The following is a 20,021-nucleotide window of genomic DNA, read 5'->3' as shown; positions in this document are numbered from 1 at the left end:
TGGCAGGTCGGCGCTCACGAGGCGCCGAATTTCCAAACGGCGATCCCGAGGCGCTTCGCCTTGTCGGCAAGGTTGTCCTGGATTCCGGTGCCCGGGAAATGCATGACGCCGATCGGCGGGAGTTCGAGCATGGCGTCGTTGCGCTTGAACGGTGCTGCCTTCGCGTGCCTCGTCCAGTCCGGCTTGAAAGCGATCTGTGGGACCTTGCGGGTGGTCGCCCATTTGGAGGCGATCAGCTCGGCGCCCTTTGGCGAGCCGCCGTGGATCAAGACCATGTCGGGATGCTTGGCGTGAACCTTGTCGAGACGATCCCAGATCAAGCGGTGGTCGTTGCAGTCGAAGCCGCCGGTCAGTGCGACCTTCGGTCCGGGAGGCAGCATGACCTCGGTTTCGGCGCGGCGCTTGGCTGCGATGAAGTCGCGGGAGTCGATCATCGCCGCCGTGAGCGTGCGATGGTTGACCAGTGATCCCGATCGAGGGCGCCAGGATGAGCCGGTGTGGACCTCAAAGAGTTCGATGGCCTGATCGCGGAAGAGCTCCAAGCAGTTGCGGCGTTCGATCAGCGTGATGCCTTCTGCCGTCAAGCGCTCGAGCTCGACCGAGCGTACTTCCGAGCCGTTCTGCTCGCGCTGGCTCCTGCGTTGGGCCTGCTCATTATCGTCGAGCTGCCGGACGATGCGATCTGTGGCACGATGGAAGAGGTTGACCGTCGACCACAGCAGATCCGGAAGGTCGGGCTCGAGCCGCGTGTCGCTCAGGGTAGCGACCAGGGCGTCGAAAATATCGGCGACGGCACCGGCGATCACCTTGCCTTCTGGCAGGGGTCTCGGATCGGGCTGGTCGTCGAATGGACGGTAGCCAAAGAGCTGCAATTCGTTGAGGACGAGGTCGGTGGCAGATGAAGCGTGCGGCGGTTCGATGTCGTCATAATCGGTCATGGGATGTGGTCCTTTGCCGGATCGGCCGCGCCCATCGCGGCCTTCGTGGCGATCACTCAGACGGCGGGCGGAACGGGCCAGAACCCGAAGCAGCGCGGAGGGCCGAAGCGCCAGCGGAGGATGGCGAAGGCCGGCTATTTTGCTTCGCGATGCAAAGGCCCGCAGGGCCGGCGGAAAATAGCCGGTCGTAGCCATTGGCGGCCGGGGCCGCTTGCCGTCCGATCGCCCTCTAGAAGGCCGAGGTCGCGGCTCTCCGGCATTGGGCCGCCCCGCGACCGAGCTGTCGACGTTGATTGGAGCTAAGCGCCGCCTAAACGACAGTGGCCGGCAAGAGCAGGAAGCGGGAGACGTCCTCCGGTGCAAGCTGAATCCGCAACGCTGCTCGGAGGGTATCGAGGCCAAAGACGTGCAGATCCTCGTTGAAATCGCCCAGCCGAGGTGACAAGGGGATTGCTTCGATGCCGGCCGCTTGTGCGCGGTTCAACAGAGTGGCTTGCACCAAGTCTCCAGCAGCGTCAGCGTCCCGCGCGATATAGAGCCGACGCAAGCTTGACGACAGCAGCATGGCTGCGAGGTGATTGGCCGACAGCGCCGCGGCCATCGGCAATGTTGGCAGCGCACAACGCAGCGAGAGCATGGTTTCGATGCCTTCGCCGGCCACAAGCACGTCGTCGTCCGGCGCACCGAAGCGAACCGCATTGCCCAGCAGATCGCCCATGGCGCGTCGCGGCGTGTCGATCGGCGCCTTGCCGAGTCGAATGCGATCAAAGCCGTCTGGATCGAGCCAGGTGCGGTGCACGCCGGTAATGCTGCCAACCAGGTCGGTGACGCAGGCGATCATCGCCGGCCAGGTCTCGGGCGGCAGGTGCTCGTCAGGGCGATAGTAGCAGCGCGGATGGAAGCGGAGGCTGCCACTATGGTGCGCGCGCGCTATTCCGCGGCGTCGCAGATAGGTCTCCACCATAGTGCCTTCGATCGGGCCTGAGATTGCAAAGAGCCGCCTTGCGGCCTCTCGTGATCCCGCCGGGACGGAGCGCACTGGGGGCAGTCGTGGTACGGGTTGCGATTCAGTGCGGGGCAGCTTGAGAAACCGCCTCGCCTCTTCGGCAACTTCGCGGAAGTCAGGGAGACCAAGGCTATGCCCGATGATGTCCAGGAGATCGCCATGCTGGCCGGTCGCGGCGTCGGTCCACTTACCCGCGCTCCCCTTGGTGGAGTCCTGGAGCCGCACGAACATCGAGCGGCCCGGCGTATTGTAGACATCACCAACCAGCCAATACCGCCCTTCGCGCTTTCCATTGGAAAGGTAATGACGGCACACCGCCTCGGCCTCGCGCGCGAGGCGATGCGCCAGTTCGGAGGCGTCGCGGCGCATCACGCGACCTCCCGTTCGGCGATGCGCTCGATTGGATAGTGCTCAAGCAGCTTCGCCAGGACTTCGATGCCGCCTTCATCAGTGGGCACGAACATTCGCAGCTTCCAGGAGATGATCTCGCTGAAGAGGCCGTACGTCCTGAGGCGATCGCGCATCGTGTCGTTGAATCCAGACAGCTCTATGCGGTGGCTGCCCATGACACGGACTCGGCGAAGCTGGAGGGCTTCGGCGAGTTCAAGAACAGTTCGCCCCGCCATCAGAGCGGCAAAGGCTGCGTCGGACGCCAGCTTGGGCGCGTCGGCCGCAAGGACGTTCGCTACCCAACTGGCCGAAACCTTGCGGCCGATGACTCTTTCTCCAGCATCGGTCTGAAGCCGGTAGACCCGCGTCGACTCGTCCGGCAGCTGCTTCCAGATCGGCAGCAGCAAGCCGGCAACGACATGGATTGTGCTTTCCGAGAATTCGGGCAGGTCATGGAGCTCGGCCTGCCAGGCCGTGCCGAAGCGGCCGCGATCGGCTTCGGCCCAATGGCTTTCCGCCATTGTGCTTAGGGGAACACTGTGCTGCTCCATCGGCCGGATCAGCCGCACCCGCCGTTCGATCTCACCGTCATCGAGCATGAAGCTCGGCGTAGGCACCTGAACGGCGGCCCGGCCCGAGCGCTCGTTGACGAGCGGCACGGCGCACGAATCCGAGAGCCGATCGAACGCCTCCCGCAGCGTTACGGGACGATTACGCCGCCGTTCGGTGATGGTCAGCAGCCGTGTCTCGGTGCCAGTCCCGGGATGGGTATAGATGACGCGTCGGTCGGTGATGATGAAGCTCTCGGCGAGCAGCGTCTCCAGGCCGGCATCGTAGGCGCCGGACGCGATCGCGCCTTCGATGCGAGCGGAGAGCAGTTGCTCGAACGCGGCGAACAACACGTTTTGCAGGTCGATGGTCAACGCCAGCAGCCTGTTCAAGAATGTCGTGATCGGCGGCAGTTCATCCTTGATGCCGTTGGCATCCACCAGCTTCAGACCGGTCGCGTCCTCGAACGCCTGCAGCGAGCAGCCTTCAACCTTGCCGCGGACGAGAAGCAGATATAGTTGGCGCAGTGCGTCACGGCCGTAATGGCTTTCGAGGTTGTCCTCGGGGCGGAACAGGCCCTGCCCTCCGGTCTGGCGCTGACCTCGGGTGATGGCGCCCAGCGTGTCGAGCCGGCGAGCAATGGTGCTGAGAAAGCGCTTCTCCGCCTTCACATCTGTCGCAATGGGGCGAAACAGCGGCGGCTGCGCCTGGTTGGTACGATTCGTGCGACCCAAGCCCTGGATGGCGGCGTCGGCTTTCCAGCCAGGCTCGAGCAGGTAATGAACGCGCAGCCTGCGATTCCGGGCCGACAGTTCGGCATGGTAGCTTCTTCCCGTGCCGCCGGCGTCGCTGAAGATGAGGATGCGCTTGGCGTCGTCCATGAAGGCCGCGGTCTCGGCGAGATTGGCCGAGGCCGCGCGGTTCTCGACGATCAGCCGATCCCGCTTACGAACGACGCGGCGAGAACGTCCCGTGACCTCGGCGACCATGTCCGTGCCGAACCGCTGGACGATCTGGTCGAGCGCACCCGGTACGGGCGGAAGCGAGGCGAGCTTTTCGATCAGGCGGTCGCGGAGCTTGGCGGCTTCCCGGCTCTCGACCGGCTGACCGTCGCGATAGACGGGCCGGGAAGAGAGATTACCCTCTGAGTCGGTGAAGGGCTCATAGAGCTGGACCGGGAAGGAATGGGCGAGGTAATCGAGGACATACTCCCGCGGGGTGATGTCGACCTGAACGTCGCTCCACTCTTCGGTCGGAATCTCCGCTAGCCGGCGCTCCATCAGCGCCTCGCCGGTCGAGACGATCTGGATGACGGCCGCATGGCCGGCATCAAGATCGCGATCGATCGAGCGGATCAGCGAGGGCGTCTTCATCGAGGTAAGCAGATGGCCGAAGAAGCGCTGCTTGGCACCTTCGAAGGCGGAACGCGCGGCGGACTTCGCCTGCGCGTTCAGCGTGGCGGTCTCGCCGGTGATGTTGGCGGCGCGCATGGCCGCGTCGAGATTATTATGGATGATGCTGAATGCGCAGGCATAGCCATCGTAGATGCGAACCTGCTCGGGCGTAAGCTGGTGTTCGAGCAGTTCGTATTCGACACCCTCATAAGATAGCGAACGCGCGGCATAAAGGCCGAGCGCCTTGAGGTCGCGCGCCAAAACCTCCATGGCGGCGACACCGCCCTCCTCGATCGCCTCGACAAACTCGGCCCGCGTCGCGAATGGGAAGTCGTCACCGCCCCATAGTCCGAGACGCTGAGCGTAGGCGAGATTATGAACCGTAGTCGCACCGGTGGCCGAGACGTAGACGACGCGGGCATTCGGCAAAGCATGCTGCAGCCTCAGGCCCGCGCGGCCCTGCTGAGAGGCCGTCTGGTCACCCCGCTCGCCTTTGCCACCAAGCGCGTTCTGCATGGCGTGGCTCTCGTCGAAGACGATCACTCCGTCGAAGTCGGAGCCCAACCATTCAACGATCTGACGCACGCGCGAAAGCTTTTCTCCACGCTCGTCGGTGCGCAGCGTAGCGTAGGTGGTAAATAGGACGCCTTCCGTAAGCCGGATCGGCGTGCCCTGCCGGAAGCGGGAAAGCGGCGTCACGAGCAGCCGCTCCACCCCAAGCGCCGACCAATCGCGCTGCGCATCCTCGATCAGCTTGTCGGATTTGCTGATCCAAACCGCACGACGGCGGCCCTTGAGCCAATTGTCAAGCAGGATACCGGCAACCTGCCGTCCCTTGCCCGCGCCGGTGCCGTCGCCGAGAAACCAGCCGCGGCGAAAACGAACCGCATTCTCAGCGTCATCACGCGCGGCCGCCACGACGTCAAAGGTGGCATCGACCGTCCAGGAACCCGCGAGAAACTCCGAATGGGCTTCGCCAGCGTAGACAACGCTCTCGAGTTGCGCGTCCGAGAGGATGCCATCCGTTATGACATTGGCCGGGAGATGCGGCCGATAGGATGGCTTTGGCGGCGCGACCGACGCCATTGCAGCCGACTGCACGAGCCTTGTGGGATGGGCCTGCGCGCCGGGAATGCGGATCGACTGCAATGCGTACGATTCGTAGAGCGCGTCGGTGATCTTGCTGGCATCGGTGGGCGCCCAGTCGACAGACTCGTAGGCGACTTCCGTCGTTACAAGCTCAGATGCTGGCGCCGCGGTCACCGGCTGGCGCTGGGCAACGTAGGCGCGGAGGGTTCGGGGCGTTGAAGGGCTGGCAATCGCTGGCACGACCGCAGTCGGCTTGCCAGCAATTGGTCGACGTGCTGGCACGTCCCGGATGACCCAGCCGAGCAAAGCCGGCAGGTCTCGCGCGATGCCAGCGGATGCCGGCAACAACGCGATATCGCCCGCCGGCACGCGATCGATAACGGTCAGGCGGGTGTCGGTGGTGGTACCGTGCTTGGCATAGACGGCGCCGTCAATCGCCGCCGAGAACACGACCTGTGCCTGTTCCTGAAGCCGCTTGAAGGAGTCGGTCCACACAGGATTGTCGGGTGCGACGTTTGCGCCCGTGATGGCGACCAGGCGCCCGCCTGCTGGAAGACGGGCCAACGCCGAGCCGACATGCCGTAATGCCGCATCTGCCATCGCGCGATCGACGTGGACCGCGGCCGAGAACGGCGGGTTCATCAGCACGACGCTCGGTACGATACGCGCATCGAGGTGGTCGTTGATGTGTGCGGCGTCAAACCGCGTGGTGGAGACGGCAGGAAAGATCTGCCCGAGAATGCCGGCGCGGCTCTCGGCGAACTCGTTGAGGACTAGGGAGGCGCCGGCGAGTTCTGCGAGAACGGCCAGATGGCCGGTACCGGCCGACGGCTCCAGCACGACATCGGCTGGCGTAATCGCGGCGGCAACGCTGGCGACATACGCCAATCCGATCGGTGTCGAGAACTGCTGGAGGGATTGGCTTTCCTCGGACCGGCGCGTCTGGGTCGGAAGGAGACTTGCGATCCTCATCAGCATCGACAGCATGGCCGCTGGCGACGCCGCCTTGCCGCGCATGGCGGCGCCATGCCGCCGCAGAAACAGAACGGTCGCCGCCTCGCAGGCGTCGTAGGCGGTCTTCCAGTTCCAGGTTCCGGTCGCATCGGTGGTCCCGAACCCTGCCTGCATGGCGTTGCGCAGGACAGCGGCATCGATGCGACGTCCCTGTTCGAGATCGGTCAAAAGCTGTCGCGCAGCCCTGACGACTGCGGATGCGACAACGGCGGTGGCACGCATCGAGAGCGGCGCGGCGCTGGCGCCGCCGACGAGAGTTTCGGTCATGGCAGGATGTCTTTCGGAGAGCGGGAATGGGCCGAACCGCCCGGCGCTCTCACGACCGAGGCGGCTCAAACCCTTCCCGGCCCACCTCTCCCTCTTGATCTCAGCCAAAAAGGATGGGTCCGGCGTCCAGCGCCGGACCCTTGATCGAACTATCCAAGGCGACGATCACTTGTTGGGATCGTGCTCGTCATCAGGCGAAACGAGCGTGATGCCCTCATCCGCGGCGTAGCTCTTGGCGAGACTGATCGCCCAACGTCGCGCTTCCCACAGCTCATCGTTGTAGGATTCCCACTTATCTGCGACCCGGGCGCAGCCGTCCGCGACAAGACGCGGCAGATCGGGATGATCGGCGATCTCTTCGCGCGCCTGTTCGAGCGTATCCTCCACGGTGAGGATAAGCAGCGGATGCCAGCCTGCCGGGTGACGGCAGTCGAGCATCAATCGCTGCGCCTCGTCCGCCGAAAGACGTCCCGCTGCATAACGCCAGGCTCGCGTCCATCGACCAAGGCTGACGCCGCAGCGATAGCGGTGACGGCGTGTCCATGACGTAACGGCGGAAGTGCAGCGGCGGATGAGGTCAGACATCGCACACCTCGCGGATCCAATGCGCGAGTTCGCCGGGCCTGTTGAGCAAGTCGAGCGACGCGAAGTTGTTCGGACCGCCGACAAAATCTTTTCGGCCCTTGCAGGTCCGAAACAGAATGCCGCTGTGGTGGCCCATCGCCGATTGGGAGACCTGCACGTAAAGATGATCGCTGTGAAGGGTAATTTCGCCGGAAACGGCAATGCCAGCCTGGTTGGAGCGGAGGTCGTAGGAACCGGGCTCAAGACCCAGCGCCGTCGCAATACGACGGAGCTGGGATTTCGCACGGCTGTGGAAGAGGCGCTTGGCCTCAGCGTCGTAGGCGACGGACTTTCGAAAATCGAAGGCGTTGGATGTCCTGGACATGTGGGAAACTCCGAGAGCGGGCGAACCATCCCGGCGGCTCGCTCTCGCCATGCGCCGGGCTCGCCTGAGGTCCCGGTAATCCTCTCGCTCTCACGCCGCGGCCTTGACGGCGCGCCACCACGCGACGCGCACCTCGCGCGTGGCGTTGGCGAGCCGTAGCAAAAGGTCGCCGTGGCAGGCGCACGGCGCGCAGAAGCACACGAGATCGCGTCCGCGCAGTTCCTCGAGCGCACGCAGCAGATGGTGCTGGTCCGCCAGCCATCGCTCGTACTTGGCGATGACGGCCGCGCGGTCGCCGTCGCGGCCGATCCGGAACGGATTGCCCCATTTGCTGCCGCGCCCGATGTAGACGGCGCCTGCCGGAATGCCCGCGTGATGCTTGTTGAGAACCCTGCACATTTTCTGTTGTCTCCCGACCTTCGCGTTGCGGTGGACTGACGACGGGCGCGGTCCAGCATCGGATGTCACGCGAGGCTCCTCCGCCGCGGCGGGAACGGCTTGCCCGTTGACAGCCGATGTGCCGCGCCCAGACAGGACACGACGCAACATTGGTTGGGAGCGGCGACGGGTGCAGGGTTCTCAACAAGCATCGCGCGTGCGGTAGCCGGCGCGTCGGAGAAGGTGATGAAGTGGTGTTCGTCCGGACGTCCTGGTAGCAACGTCGCTTCGCCCGCCGGACTAAGGTCAGATATCGCTTCCGGGCGCGACTTGCTCGATGAACTCCTCGAGAGGATCGTTGGTGGACTTGCCAAGGATGGCGTCGGCCGAGATCACGACGACGGCGCCGCCGAAGCCGTCGACGCGCATGCGCGAGCATGTGAAGGAGGATACCGCCGACACATATCTGAGCGTCGTCGAACGCCGGACGATATCCTGAACGATGAACTCCCAGGAGGTCTGGCTGAGATCGAAATCCAGGTGTGCCTCCTGAAGCTCTTCGCCCTTTAAGCTTGCCAGCAGCTTCGTGACGAAGCTGTTGGCGGTGTTGTCCACATCGAGTTGAGACGCGGCGAGCGCGGCCTCGAGCGCCGCGCGCGCGACGATGAACGTGTCGGCTGGTTGCGACTCGGCAAAGAAATACCAACCGTCTCCGTCGCGCTCGGCTTCGAAGACGTGGGACAGAAGCAGACGTTCGAGCGGGGTCATGTCCGCTTCGGGAATCGTCTGTTGGATGTCGGTGGGAGTAAAGTAGTCAGCCATTTTCGTTCTCCTGAACATGCGATGGCCCGACGCTCCTTGCGCCGAGCGCTGGGCCGAGTGGGACTTGGATGGGGAAGGCTCTCGACGAGACGAGGTCTCAGAGCCGCCAGGTCGCAACGATTTCTTGTTCCCGGCGGTGATAATCGAGCATCTCGCGGTAGAACCGCTTACGCGCTATGCGACACCGGGGGTCGCGAAGCGCTTGCAGAGTGAGCTTGCGCGCTGCCGCGCGAACCACCGCACGCCAACTATCATGCACGGTGATATTCAGGCGCAAATACGTGCCGTACATTGTCAAGCTCCGTCTGCGGTCGAAGAAACCGGCGGCTCAACCTCGCACGAGATGCGCCGCGTGCGGCTCATCCAGGGTTCGGGACGGATGCACCTCACCCAATCGGCGAAGGACGGGATGAAGCCGAGATCCTCGATGACGTGCTGCTCACCGACCCAGCGCGTCGGTATAACGCGGCCGGACGACAAAGTGATGGTCGGACCAAAGATGGTCTCGGCCATGAAGATGCCCTCGGCGTGATGGCGGAGCGCGCGGTGCCGAAAATCCGCCGTGATCTGCTTGCTGGCATCGAACCAGTTATGGATTGGCAGATAGTCATCGACTGCCCCGCCCCATTTCTTCACCGAGGAGAGCGAATGATGATAGGGATGCGCCATTGCTTCCTCCCTCAGAACACATGCTGGGTGTATTCGGAGGTTTCGATCTGCTCATTGAAGTTGAGCGCGATCGTTCGCTCGGCGACGTCGAACAGAAAGTCACCGTAGGCGCCCTGGTTATTCTCCCATCCGGAGTAGGTCTGCTCGAGGAGGTCGTAGACAAGCTTCTCGATCGCGTCCTTCACCGACAGGGTTTGCCGCGTGACAATCTGGTTGCCGCATTCGACCCGCGCAATCTCGACATGGATGCTCTGGAGATCCGTGTCACCGCCCTCTCCGTCCGCGACAGCGCCGTCGATTTGCCCCTCATCGGCATAGCCGTTGAATGTGACCTCCACGGTGTCGATGCGCGCACTGGCGAGCGCGTCGAACAGCGCTGTCTTGTTCTCGGAGAGAGTGGAGTTGCATACTCTGATAAATTCCTGGTCCCGCAGGAGCCAGGAGGCAGAATCGAAACCCGAGCCGGGTGTTGAAGTATCGTCGGTCATGATGGTGCTCCCAAGACGATGAAGCCCGGCGCGAGGGCCGGGCCGAGAGATGAAGGGGAAGTGGTCAAGAACTGCGGGGCGGCGGATGCCGCCCCGCAGCGATGGCCTATTCCGCCGCGACGGCGTGCGCCTGCTCGCTCTCGCCGCCGTCGGTCGATTCCTCGTCACCGCCGGAGAGAAATTCGGGAAGCGGCTCGGACGGCGCGTCAGAGCTGTCTGAAGGCGAAGCCACGGCGGCGATGCGCAGGGGCTCGGGGAGCCAGCCGGCGCCCTCGAGCAGGCGCTCGGCTTCCTTCGCCATCTCCGACTTCTTGAGATGGTCGATGAGCTGAGCCGAGGATTCGCCCCTCGCCTCGCGGATCGCATCGAGGATACGGCCCTTGGTGACACGGCCGAGATAGTTGTCGACCGTCGGACGCCAGCCGGCCTCCACCATGTCGAGACCAACTGCACGGGCGAGCCGATCAGCCTGATCGAGACGGCGCTGCAGCCCATGGCTGGTAATGCCGGGCCCGCCATGGCGATCGACCTTCTCGAACAGGGCATTCACGCCGAAGGAAACACAATGGGCGAGCAGGGCCAGCCGGCTGGCATCGTCGAGCGCAACCAGCCAATCCCACAGGGCAGCCTCGTCGGTCGGCATGTCGGCTCTCCAGCCCTCATGCCGAGTGGCGATCGATCTGGCGGACGCGCTTTCCTTCAATTCGGGCGCCTGGATGGAAAGCTGCACATGACGCACGCCGGCCTCGATACAGCATGGACCGTAAGTCCGATGGAAGGCGTCGAGGCAGAGCTTGTGCAAGAGCGCCGTCATCGCGACCTGCGGTTGGGCCGCAACCGCGTCCTGCAGCGCCAGCGTCCGGTGCGCGGTAAGCTCGATGACGAGCCGGTCGGGCAAGGGCCGGATGGCATCATCCTCTTCCTCATCCGGCGGTACCTGCCCGGCCATGGTAATCACGCTGCCCTGGACCGGCGGTGTGGGTTGAGCACCATCGTCGGAGCCAGGCGTTGCGGGGCCGGATTCAGGATCGGGCTCGACTACTGCCGCAGCGAACGCCGCTTCGTCCTCGCGGCGGACATAGCCGCGCGCGACCTGCACCGTCCCATCGGTATCGATGCTGACGAAGGCGCCGCCGTGCGGGATGGCGGCCGCGTCGAAAATATGCGGCCAGTCCTCGAAGGCCGCGAGGGCCTGCTCGAGTTCGCCGAGCCGCGTGTCCGCCTCATCCGGTATTTCGTCGGCATCCTCGTATTTCTCCTGGAGCGCCGTATACTCGGCCTGGAGCGCATCGAGGCTTGCTTGTTCCTCAACGGTGAGATCGGCCGGTTCGCTTTCGAGCCGGCGCAGCCCGTGATCGTAACCGTAGGGGAAGCTCGGGGCGATTTCGATCCACTTCCACCCTTCGGCCGCGATCGTCTCGGCTTCGGTGCGGAGCTTCTCGGCGACAAGACGGTCGAGCAGCGCGATGTCCTCGAGCCAGCCACCACCGTCCTCCTCGAAGAGATCGTGCAGCACGTTGCCGCCGGCCGCCTCATAGGCAGCGAGACCGACGAAACGGGCGCGCTTGTCGGTGGCCTTCACCGCACGCTCGGTCAGAACGCGCCTGATCTGATACGGCTCGCTATAACCGGACCGGTTGACGTTCTCCCAGACCTGTTCCTGCCGAGCATGATCGGCCGTGACGGAGAACGCCATCAACTGCTCGAGCGACATGCCGTCGTCGGCGTACACATCGAGCAATTTTGGCGAAACTGCCGCAAGTCGCAGGCGCTGCTTCACAACACCGACGGATACGAAGAAGATGGCCGCGATCTCCTCCTCGGATTTGCGTTGCTCGCGCAGGGTCTGGAATGCACGAAACTGGTCGAGAGGATGAAGCGCGACGCGATGGACGTTTTCGGCAAGCGAGTCCTCTTCCGCGGAAATCTCGCCACCGGCTTCCTTGATGACGCAGGGGATCGGCGCCGTCTTCGCAAGGCGCTTCTGCTTCACCAGCAATTCGAGCGCACGATAGCGTCGGCCGCCGGCTGGCACCTCCCACATGTCGGTTTCGTTGCCATCGGCATCAAGGATGGGACGAACGTTGAGACTCTGTAATAGTCCACGGCGACCGACGTCCTCGGCAAGATCCTCGATCGAGATACCGGCCTTCACGCGCCGGACGTTGGACTGCGAGAGCACGAGCTTGTTGAAGGGAATGTCGCGCGATCGCGACAACTTGATCTTCTGAACGGCCTTTGCCATGTCAGTTTCTCCAAGAACGGGCGGCCGAGACCTTCTCTCGGCCTCCAACCCGTTCAAGGAGCGAAGCGCCGCCCTCTTACTCTAAGAGGGCAGCGCCACGCAGGAGACGAACCGAGAAGCGTGAAGAATGAAGCCAGGGTACGAAAGATCGTCCTGGCTTGGCAGGGGTCAGGCGGCGCGATCCAAGAGCTTCTTCGCCTTCGCCTCCATGTCGAGGCGAGCATCCTGATGCGGCTTGTCGCGCGCGACGGCCGTGATGCCCTGCACGAAATCGAAGATGCTTTCAGGCGGGCGGCCCTCCTCCGCCAGCACGGTTTCTATCACCTTGGCTGTCTCGGCCTTGGAGAAGCCGCGGCGACGCAGAAACTCGGTGCGATCCTCGTCACTATGTGCCACGATCCGCTCGCGCGCAGCCTTGATGCCATTGACGAAGGGCATGGGAGACGAGTTGGCGAAGTTCAGCAGCGCAGGGGCCGCTTCGTGAGCAAAGCGGGACGAGGCGTACTTGGAATGGCGAATGATGATCTCCTCGAAATCTTCCACGCCCCATAAATTCCGGTTCTGACAGACTGCGCGGAGATAGAAGCTCGCCATGCCGAGCGTTTTCGCCCCAACCTCCGAATTCCAGCAGTAGAAGCCGCGGAAATAGAGGTCGGGCGAGCCGTCGCGGAGACGACCCGCTTCGACCGGGTTCAGGTCATCGACCAGGAAAAGGAAAACGTCCCTGTCCGATGCATAGAGGGTGGTCGTGTCCTTGGAGATGTCGACACGGGGATTGTAGGTCCCGGTCGACCAGTCGAGCACCCCCGGCACCTTCCACCGCGTATCACCGGTGCCATTGCCGGCGATGCGTTGCACGGCCTCAACCAACTCATGGTCAAAGATCCGTAGTAGTCCGGGCTGGTGACGGCACGAAGCTCAATCCGGCCATCGTCGGTCTCGAGCGTTTTGATCTGTTCGGCACGATCGGCGGTCAGGCCATATTGCAGGTTGATGGCTGCGAGGGGTGCTGGGAGTTGCCGGAGGTAAGCCGCCGGAGCGCCAACCTGGCTTGCAAGCTGCCCGAAGCTCCAATGAGTCGGCGCGACCGGTTTGTCCGAGCCGGGCAGCATCAGGACCAAACGCTCGGGATCGCCGCGGCTCGCCTCGACATGAATGAGCGCGCTTTCGACCACGCGCGTGCGGCTGCGGTCCGTGCGATCACGCACCGTGCGCGCCAGCTCGTTGAGCGACAGATAGCGCTCATCTGCCGGACGGGAAAACCACTCGGAGGATACCCGACCGACGCGCTCGCCGCGGCTCACGTCCACCCTGTAACCGCCGCTGGCGTCGCGGCGGGCATCAAGAATCTGCATGTTCATGGGAGCAATCTCCATGACGGGCGCTGGAAGACTCTCCTCCAGCCCTCAACCCGTCACGACCCGCTCGTGCCTGCACTCTTCCTCTCGCTTGGCGCGGCCTCAGCGCGCACGACGGGTTACGAAGCGACCGAGTGAAACCGCAAACTCCGCGTCAGGGATGGAGCCCGAAGGGTGAAAACCCAGCGCAAGCCGGGGTTTCAGCGAAGCCGACAGCCCGGTCCCGCAGGGAGACGCCCGTTCTTAAGCGCGCGAGCGTGCGCCCCGGTCACATCGGAAGAATCCGGCTAATTTCCCTGATAGTCCGTCTGCGATATCTTGCGGGCGATAGGTCGGAAGATAGCCAGGATAATTCAGCGGCATCGAGCCGCAGAGATGAAAAGGATCTGCGATAACCGCAACAACACGCCCGTCTCCAGATACTCCTCGGCGCCGACGCCCAACAGCCCTGAGGCAGGGATGGCGCGCATTCGGATTGTGGATCAGCGCCGTTCCTTCTCGCCACGCAGCACGGCCTCGGCTTCAGGATTTCAATCGACGATGCGATTTCCTCGGCTGGCAATTCCCCTGCGACCCGCCGTGGTCACGCACCTTGTCCAGCCGGCCTTTGCATGTTTTTGCAGGGCTTCTGCGTGAGGGTGCCTGTAGACGTTGCGGCATCCATAGGAAATCACAAGCGTACAATCTCCGTTGTTCGGCGTTGGTACGGTCGCCACCCCCGCGCTAAATCGCGCGCCGTGATGGGTGGCGATAAGGTGATCGACGTTCTTTGCCTTGGCGTGCATGAGATGGTCATAGTACGCATCGCCGGTCAGCAAGGCGGATCGCCCACTGGCGAGCGTAACGAGTACGGTCAACCCGCTGTCATTAAGATCGCCGGCAGGCCCCCGGCTCTGCACCAACTCGCCAAACGGAAAGCGGAGTCGTGCGGTGGCCGGCCGCACCAGCAGATTGCCTTTTCCTAAAAGAATTCGCGCCAGCCTCGCGGCGCCAGGTCCCAGCGGCTGATTGGGAACTACCCAGGGACACTCAAGCAGATGCGGTAGGTGAAAGGCCCCGTGAAGGTGATCCCAATCCCAATGCGAGAGAATGATCGGCGGCTTCTCGCTTCGCTCGATGTTGAAATCGGTCGGAAAAGTGTGGCGATTGAAAGAGATCGGAAATCCAACATCGAAATGCAGGATGGCGCGGCCGGCATCGTCGCGTAGCGTGATGAAATTGGCCTGACCGACGTCCCTCACCAGCACAGATGCCGGCAGCGCGACGCTTTTGAGGATCGTTGATATTTCGTCGCGTCTCGCCGGCTTCGGCAATGCCGCGCAAGCCCTGGCAAGCGAACTCGGCAATACCCGCCGCGGAGCAACAGCGGCGCCAAGAGGCTGGACTCGCGATCGCGGGCCCGGGGTGTGATCTGGCCCATCGAGTCGCCGCGCGTAGGTCATCGAGCCGCGCGCATGCGTTGAGTAGCCATTGGCCTCCAGTTGAGAGTGCCAAGTTGGCGGCCCGGAAACGCCAGGCTCGATTTCGATATGAAACCAATCGCCCGGCGCCGGTGTTGCGCCCGCGAAGTCCGCAAATCGGGCCGGCGTTGTCACCACGCGCAGCAGCGCGAACGGCTTCGTCTGCTCGGCGTGGAAGCCATCCAAAAGCTGCGCTCCAATGCCGTCGACATAGTCAGCGTCGATGCAATCAAATTCGAAGGATGCGCGCCGGTGCAGGCTCGTGCTCAAAGAATCCACACGAGAGACGCGCGCGTACAATCCCCTGCGAGGAAATTCTGGCGGGGTTTCGAAGAATAAAAAAAAGAAAGCAGCCTCCCGTGATCGGAATCATGCCCCGCGCCTCCTCGCGACTGCGAGCGTGCGCGCGTTTTCTATATAGTGGCGCGAGCGCGGCGATCCAGCCTATTCGTAGGGCAATTCGCCGAACAGACCGATCATGAGGTCACCATCGAGTTGTGCGAAGGGGATATCGACGTAATGATCGGGGTGCCGTGGTTTGGCTCTGCCGTCATTCGGTCCGTTCCTGGTGTGCCCGCGCACCTGCTCGCCGCTTTCCTTGATATAGGGCAAAATGACCAATCGGCCGTGGTTGGTCGAGCGGATGGTGCCTTCCTTCCACAAGGTGCTTCCCTCGGACTCTTTGGTGGACGTGGTCTGTTTGACCTGCCAACCGATGCCGCCATCTTCTTCGTACCAGAAGACGATGCCGTTCGTTGCAGCAACTGGTTGGCGCGGGGCAACAAGATCTGACGAATCTTGGCCTTGGTCTTTCCCCAATGGTCGTCGGCGCTGTAGCCGAAGCCGTTGGCGATTCGCGCTCGCATGGCCTTTGCCGCGGATCGCTCACCGGCGATGTAAGGCTTGGACCATTTATTGTCGTGCGAGAGGTAAAGAATGGAACGGTGCCAACTGCGATCCGTCTCCGGGACCGTCACGATCACGACTCTCAGATAGGGCATGTCCGAAAGATGTTCGCTCAATTCCTGACGGAAAGGAGCCAACTCCGCAGGCAGCACGATTGCGGATGGGTCCGGTCGTGGATCATTGGCGTGCCGGCGGCGTGCCTCGGCGAGCATAAGCTCCTCTTCTTCGCGAAGGCGTTCTTTGGATTGCAGGTTCTTTGCGACTTTAAGCTGGAGCGAACGTTTCCTCCCGGCATACATCTCGCGCGCTGCGAGCGCGTCGTGGAGTGTCTGATTGAGCGTGGCGGCGGCCGATAGTGCGGTCTCGCGATCCGGATAGACGTCGCTGCGCACGCGTCCATTCTCGGTCGGTACCCTGCGGTCACGCCAGACCGGCGCCTTGTCGCCCTGCTCCACCAGTTCCTGCATCAGCCAGTTATCGAACAGTGGGCGATAGTGCGGCCACACCGCCAGTGCGGTATCAAAATCTCGGGCGTTGTCTCCCCATTTCATCGCATGCCCTCCGGGGTCAACCAGCTATAACTCCGCCTTGTTGGTTCCGTCCCCGACACCGCGTTGGTGGAAGTGATACGCGGCGCGGAGAAGAGGATCGGGGCCGACGTCAGCGTCGTGCCACTCGCCGTCTGGTTAACCTTGGACGCGGACACGGGCGCGCAGCCGCTCGTACAATTGCACTTCCGCCTGGTGGGTCAGCTCCACCACGACTGCAAAGCGTTGTTGCGTTTCAAACGTTCCTGCCCAGCCGCCGTCGCAGCGCACGACCAGATAATAATTGTCGCCATAGGCTTCGGTACCACGCGTAAACGTTACGCTCGCGGTTTGCAGAGTTCCACGTTCGCGCTCGCGCGGGCCCGGCTTCAGGTCGCAGTCAAAACGACTGTCGATATCCGGCTGGCGTCCCTCCTCCTGGGTTCTCCGTCGGAAGTGCTCGAAGATCAGATCGGGATCACATCCTCGCAGGAGACGAAAATTCATGCCGATGCCGGCATAGTCGGCGCGGGTGTGACGAACCGGGGGATCGAAAGCAAGCGTCACGCGGATGCTGCGACGGCCGCCACTCTGGAACGGCTCGGGTATCGGCAATTGATAGACCGCAAAGTGGTCGAGCGCCAACTCATCCTCGGCGTACAGCACGACACGATGATCATCCGAATATGCGGCCCGCTCTGAATCCACAGCGCCATGGCCGCAGATTGAACGCACGGCATCGTCACCGAGCGTTTGAAGCCTGAGCTGGGCCTCATCCGGGATGCGCGCTGCGCCTGCAAGCAACGCACGGACCAGGTTTGCAGACGCGCCGGGAAAGCGCGCAAGAATCTGCGCTGCCTTGTGGGCAACGCGCGGGGCGGCATAGGACGTGCCGGAGCCAGCGGTAAACAGCCGGTCAAGAAACCGATGATGAAGCGTGAGAACGCCGGCCGTCGGCAAGTCTTCGCCCAGCCGCAGCCGCGCTACGGCGGGGTCAAATACCATCGTGCCGCCGATATCGACCAGGTCTGGCTTGATTGAACCACCGATCCCAGGACCGATCCGCGTGAAAGGCGCGGGTTCGAATGCGCGTGTGATGGGCCGGATATGAACGTGCTCGGCAAGATCGGGGCCAATACCCTCGCCGTGCGCCAAGGCACCGACCGTGAGGACGTTCATGGCACCGGCTGGTTCACAGAGACGGTTGGCCGGCTCGAGCAGATAATCGGGATACTCCGTGATGGCCTGTTCCAGTCGATTGCCGCTGCGGGGCGCGCGATTGCCGGCCGACACGATGATGATGGAATCGAGCTCACGGGCAAGTTCATCCAGCGTCGCCGCCCACGGACCGACCTTACCCCCATCATACGGGCGCTTGGGATCACCGAGTGCGACGACAAAGAGCCGACATCCGAAACGCTGATTGAGGGCAGTCAGCGCTTCGCGCATTTGAGACGGAACAAGCCGACGCTCGTCGAACTGACCACGTTCGTTCACGACCTTGGCCGAGGCGATGCGTCTGCCCGCACCAATGCGCCAGCGGCAATCTGGTCGCGCAGATCGCCGAATAGCGAGACACCGGCGACGCGCGTGCCGTGGCCCCAATCGTCGGCCGTGCCGAGCCTCTCCGGCACGCCGATCGCACCGACAATGGCGCCCGCCAGCAACGGATGGTCGTTGATGCCACTGTCGATGATGCCGATGACCGGCGTGTTTTCCTCGATGTCGTCCATCTCGGGCAGATCGGCGATCGTCAGTTCAAACGCCTCGCCGGTGGCGATATCAGGTTCAGGCGGCAGATCGACGTCGGCAACGTCTTCGACCGTGAGAAGCGTTTGTATCACGTTACCGGAGATGCGTGCGCGCAACATCGTAATCGATGGGCCAACATACGGTCAAGCACTTGGCCTCCCCGCGCATCAATATACTCGGCGATTTGCTCAAGCTTTCGGGTGCGGAGTTCACGCCGGCCAATGTCCCATAGCTCGATATCGAGGACAAAGATCCGGTCCGCATCGAAGTCTTCAGGCGCGGTCAGCCCTTCCTCGCGCAATCGTAGCCCGATGCGGTCGCGGGGCTCGACGGCGCCGATTTCTTCGATGCGGGTGATGAAGCCGTTATAGGATGGAGCGGCTTGTCCAGGCGGGGTTCCCTGCGCGTAGGCTTGCAGGCGGTCACGAAAACTCTGCAGATCGTCATTCGATGCGAAGAGGATCAGGGTTTTGTCTTCATCGCTGGCGAGGAGAGTCAGTCCAAGCCGCTCCCAGTCTTCCTCCATCGTCATTCCGGTCATGCGAACGCGCAGAATGAGCGACGGATCGACAAACTCCGGCCGGCGACGGCGTTGCTGCTCGGCGATCGCGGTGTCGAGCTCAGCACGAAGCTTGCGGCTATGTCCCCCAACGTCGCGTTGAGGAGCAGCACCTCCGCCGCCATGCTTCCGGCGTTCAAGACGCTCGGGAAGCCGCAGAAGCTGGAGGTGGTCGTAGCGTGGCACGCCGGATCAGTCTTCGAAATGCTGCAGGCGTGCGGCACCAGATCGCCGTCGAACCTCATCAGCGACGGCATGACGAAAGTCCGATTCGTGCACCTCTTTGCGGCGCTCGATCACGGCGGCCTTGATCGCCTGCACGCAAATTCGTTCGATCTCGGCGAAAGAATAGCCTTCGAGCGACCCGACTTGGGAGACCGGATCGAAAGCTATTTTGATATTCTTGAATTTCAACGCCAGGAAATGCTCGATCATCTCCCGGTCCGGCTTTTCGAACCAGATCACCTCGTCGAAGCGACGCCAGATCGCCGGGTCAAGGGATTGGTCGAGATTGGTCGCCGCGACAAGAAAGCCCTTCGGCTTGATCCGGTCGATAAAGATCAAAAGGCTGTTCACCACGCGCCGCAACTCGTTGTGCTCACTGGTATCGTCACGCGAGCGTGCCAGGGCATCGAACTCGTCGAGAAAGAGGACGCAGGGCTGCTTGCGCGCGAACTCGAAAATCTTGCGAACGTTGGTCGCGGTTTCGCCAAGATAAGACGAGATCAGGCGGTCGATCTTGACAACGAACAGCGGAAGCCCGAGCTCGCTCGCGAAGATCTCGGTGCAAAGAGTCTTTCCGCAGCCCGGAGGTCCACAGAACAGCAGCTTCGAGCGCACCGGCAGTCCGCTGCGACGGATATCATCGGCGCGGCGGAATTCCTGGATCAGTCCGGAAAAAATCCGGATATTGGCCTTGCTGAGAACAATGTCGCCCTTGGTATGCTCCGGCTCGACGCGCTCGACGAAATCGTTGGCGGCGTCCGGGAACGGAATGAGTGGTGCCAGCGCCCGCGGGGGCGGCGCGCGGTTCGAGGCATGGTCGAGGGTTTGGCGGAGCGACCGGGCCAGAACGCGGTTGTTCTTCTGCTCCTCCTCAAGAATGATCTGTTCGGCAACCGCCCGGAACTCGTCGTCCCGGCCGTAACTCGCCAACAGCTTTTTCATCAACTCGCCGCGAGCCATTAGCGGTCCACTTGTCTACTTTGCCGACAACCATAGTTTGGATTGTCCGGCCCCACCATGCCTTTCAGCCGTTAAA

The 20,021-nt window shown here is 62.9% G+C and carries 17 protein-coding genes and 1 pseudogene; all 18 read right to left on the bottom strand.

Features of this window, described 5'->3' with window-relative positions; genetic code table 11:
* Positions 1 to 14 precede the first annotated feature (14 nt).
* On the bottom strand, positions 15 to 938 hold the full coding sequence (locus tag ACVIJ6_RS15800) for a DUF2493 domain-containing protein (RefSeq protein WP_456776996.1): 924 nt from the start codon (positions 936 to 938) through the stop codon (positions 15 to 17).
* 310 nt (positions 939 to 1,248) lie between these two features.
* On the bottom strand, positions 1,249 to 2,313 hold the full coding sequence (locus tag ACVIJ6_RS15795) for a DUF7146 domain-containing protein (RefSeq protein WP_456773450.1): 1,065 nt from the start codon (positions 2,311 to 2,313) through the stop codon (positions 1,249 to 1,251).
* Complete coding sequence (locus tag ACVIJ6_RS15790) at positions 2,313 to 6,647, bottom strand: strawberry notch-like NTP hydrolase domain-containing protein (RefSeq protein WP_456773449.1); 4,335 nt, start codon at positions 6,645 to 6,647, stop codon at positions 2,313 to 2,315. Before ACVIJ6_RS15790 ends, ACVIJ6_RS15795 begins: the two co-directional genes overlap by 1 nt.
* A 165-nt stretch (positions 6,648 to 6,812) precedes the next feature.
* A complete protein-coding gene (locus tag ACVIJ6_RS15785; protein ID WP_456773448.1) occupies positions 6,813 to 7,232 on the bottom strand; it encodes a hypothetical protein in 420 nt (139 codons plus the stop codon).
* The gene (locus ACVIJ6_RS15780) at positions 7,225 to 7,596 is read right to left on the bottom strand and encodes a hypothetical protein (RefSeq protein WP_456773447.1); all 372 of its coding nucleotides are present in this window, start codon (positions 7,594 to 7,596) and stop codon (positions 7,225 to 7,227) included. The genes ACVIJ6_RS15785 and ACVIJ6_RS15780 overlap by 8 nt, the downstream gene beginning before the upstream one ends.
* 90 nt (positions 7,597 to 7,686) lie before the next feature.
* The gene (locus ACVIJ6_RS15775) at positions 7,687 to 7,995 is read right to left on the bottom strand and encodes a DUF4326 domain-containing protein (RefSeq protein ID WP_456773446.1); all 309 of its coding nucleotides are present in this window, start codon (positions 7,993 to 7,995) and stop codon (positions 7,687 to 7,689) included.
* Between the two features lie 285 nt (positions 7,996 to 8,280).
* Positions 8,281 to 8,814: a hypothetical protein gene (locus tag ACVIJ6_RS15770; RefSeq protein ID WP_456773445.1), complete on the bottom strand. Its 534-nt coding sequence runs from the start codon at positions 8,812 to 8,814 to the stop codon at positions 8,281 to 8,283.
* A gap of 79 nt (positions 8,815 to 8,893) precedes the next feature.
* Entirely contained in the window at positions 8,894 to 9,088 is a 195-nt protein-coding gene (locus ACVIJ6_RS15765; protein WP_456773444.1) for a hypothetical protein, read from the bottom strand.
* A 2-nt stretch (positions 9,089 to 9,090) separates the two neighbouring features.
* On the bottom strand, positions 9,091 to 9,465 hold the full coding sequence (locus tag ACVIJ6_RS15760; RefSeq protein WP_456773443.1) for a DUF6915 family protein: 375 nt from the start codon (positions 9,463 to 9,465) through the stop codon (positions 9,091 to 9,093).
* Between the two features lie 11 nt (positions 9,466 to 9,476).
* The gene (locus tag ACVIJ6_RS15755; protein ID WP_456773442.1) at positions 9,477 to 9,953 is read right to left on the bottom strand and encodes a DUF6878 family protein; all 477 of its coding nucleotides are present in this window, start codon (positions 9,951 to 9,953) and stop codon (positions 9,477 to 9,479) included.
* A gap of 106 nt (positions 9,954 to 10,059) precedes the next feature.
* Positions 10,060 to 12,198 (bottom strand): DNA-binding protein, encoded by a 2,139-nt coding sequence (locus ACVIJ6_RS15750; protein ID WP_456773441.1) that lies wholly within the window; start codon positions 12,196 to 12,198, stop codon positions 10,060 to 10,062.
* Positions 12,199 to 12,366: 168 nt separating this feature from the next.
* Positions 12,367 to 13,559, bottom strand: a pseudogene (locus tag ACVIJ6_RS15745) (DUF932 domain-containing protein).
* Between the two features lie 527 nt (positions 13,560 to 14,086).
* Positions 14,087 to 15,286 carry a metallo-hydrolase/oxidoreductase gene (locus ACVIJ6_RS15740; RefSeq protein ID WP_456773440.1) on the bottom strand — a complete coding sequence of 400 codons (1,200 nt, stop codon included), beginning with the start codon at positions 15,284 to 15,286 and terminating at the stop codon, positions 14,087 to 14,089.
* A gap of 206 nt (positions 15,287 to 15,492) precedes the next feature.
* Positions 15,493 to 16,473 (bottom strand): hypothetical protein, encoded by a 981-nt coding sequence (locus tag ACVIJ6_RS15735; protein WP_456773439.1) that lies wholly within the window; start codon positions 16,471 to 16,473, stop codon positions 15,493 to 15,495.
* Positions 16,474 to 16,608: 135 nt separating this feature from the next.
* A complete protein-coding gene (locus ACVIJ6_RS15730; protein WP_456773438.1) occupies positions 16,609 to 17,946 on the bottom strand; it encodes a S8 family serine peptidase in 1,338 nt (445 codons plus the stop codon).
* Entirely contained in the window at positions 17,943 to 18,293 is a 351-nt protein-coding gene (locus ACVIJ6_RS15725) for a S8 family serine peptidase (RefSeq protein WP_456773437.1), read from the bottom strand. The genes ACVIJ6_RS15730 and ACVIJ6_RS15725 overlap by 4 nt, the downstream gene beginning before the upstream one ends.
* Positions 18,290 to 18,946, bottom strand: coding sequence for a hypothetical protein (locus tag ACVIJ6_RS15720; RefSeq protein ID WP_456773436.1), 657 nt, complete (start codon positions 18,944 to 18,946; stop codon positions 18,290 to 18,292). Before ACVIJ6_RS15720 ends, ACVIJ6_RS15725 begins: the two co-directional genes overlap by 4 nt.
* A 6-nt stretch (positions 18,947 to 18,952) precedes the next feature.
* Positions 18,953 to 19,945: an AAA family ATPase gene (locus tag ACVIJ6_RS15715; RefSeq protein ID WP_456773435.1), complete on the bottom strand. Its 993-nt coding sequence runs from the start codon at positions 19,943 to 19,945 to the stop codon at positions 18,953 to 18,955.
* Positions 19,946 to 20,021: the final 76 nt, after the last annotated feature.

The organism is Bradyrhizobium sp. USDA 4369 (assembly GCF_054056435.1).
Note: the sequence above shows the minus strand (reverse complement) of the source record. Positions and strands in the feature narration are given on the sequence as shown.

What these genes read in the sequence shown, in the direction of transcription:
- ACVIJ6_RS15800 (WP_456776996.1), bottom strand. Translation starts at nt 938, where the DNA reads ATGACCGATTATGACGACATCGAACCGCCGCACGCTTCATCTGCCACC.
- ACVIJ6_RS15795 (WP_456773450.1), bottom strand. Translation starts at nt 2,313, where the DNA reads ATGCGCCGCGACGCCTCCGAACTGGCGCATCGCCTCGCGCGCGAGGCC.
- ACVIJ6_RS15790 (WP_456773449.1), bottom strand. Translation starts at nt 6,647, where the DNA reads ATGACCGAAACTCTCGTCGGCGGCGCCAGCGCCGCGCCGCTCTCGATG.
- ACVIJ6_RS15785 (WP_456773448.1), bottom strand. Translation starts at nt 7,232, where the DNA reads ATGTCTGACCTCATCCGCCGCTGCACTTCCGCCGTTACGTCATGGACA.
- ACVIJ6_RS15780 (WP_456773447.1), bottom strand. Translation starts at nt 7,596, where the DNA reads ATGTCCAGGACATCCAACGCCTTCGATTTTCGAAAGTCCGTCGCCTAC.
- ACVIJ6_RS15775 (WP_456773446.1), bottom strand. Translation starts at nt 7,995, where the DNA reads ATGTGCAGGGTTCTCAACAAGCATCACGCGGGCATTCCGGCAGGCGCC.
- ACVIJ6_RS15770 (WP_456773445.1), bottom strand. Translation starts at nt 8,814, where the DNA reads ATGTTCAGGAGAACGAAAATGGCTGACTACTTTACTCCCACCGACATC.
- ACVIJ6_RS15765 (WP_456773444.1), bottom strand. Translation starts at nt 9,088, where the DNA reads ATGTACGGCACGTATTTGCGCCTGAATATCACCGTGCATGATAGTTGG.
- ACVIJ6_RS15760 (WP_456773443.1), bottom strand. Translation starts at nt 9,465, where the DNA reads ATGGCGCATCCCTATCATCATTCGCTCTCCTCGGTGAAGAAATGGGGC.
- ACVIJ6_RS15755 (WP_456773442.1), bottom strand. Translation starts at nt 9,953, where the DNA reads ATGACCGACGATACTTCAACACCCGGCTCGGGTTTCGATTCTGCCTCC.
- ACVIJ6_RS15750 (WP_456773441.1), bottom strand. Translation starts at nt 12,198, where the DNA reads ATGGCAAAGGCCGTTCAGAAGATCAAGTTGTCGCGATCGCGCGACATT.
- ACVIJ6_RS15735 (WP_456773439.1), bottom strand. Translation starts at nt 16,473, where the DNA reads ATGAAATGGGGAGACAACGCCCGAGATTTTGATACCGCACTGGCGGTG.
- ACVIJ6_RS15715 (WP_456773435.1), bottom strand. Translation starts at nt 19,945, where the DNA reads ATGGCTCGCGGCGAGTTGATGAAAAAGCTGTTGGCGAGTTACGGCCGG.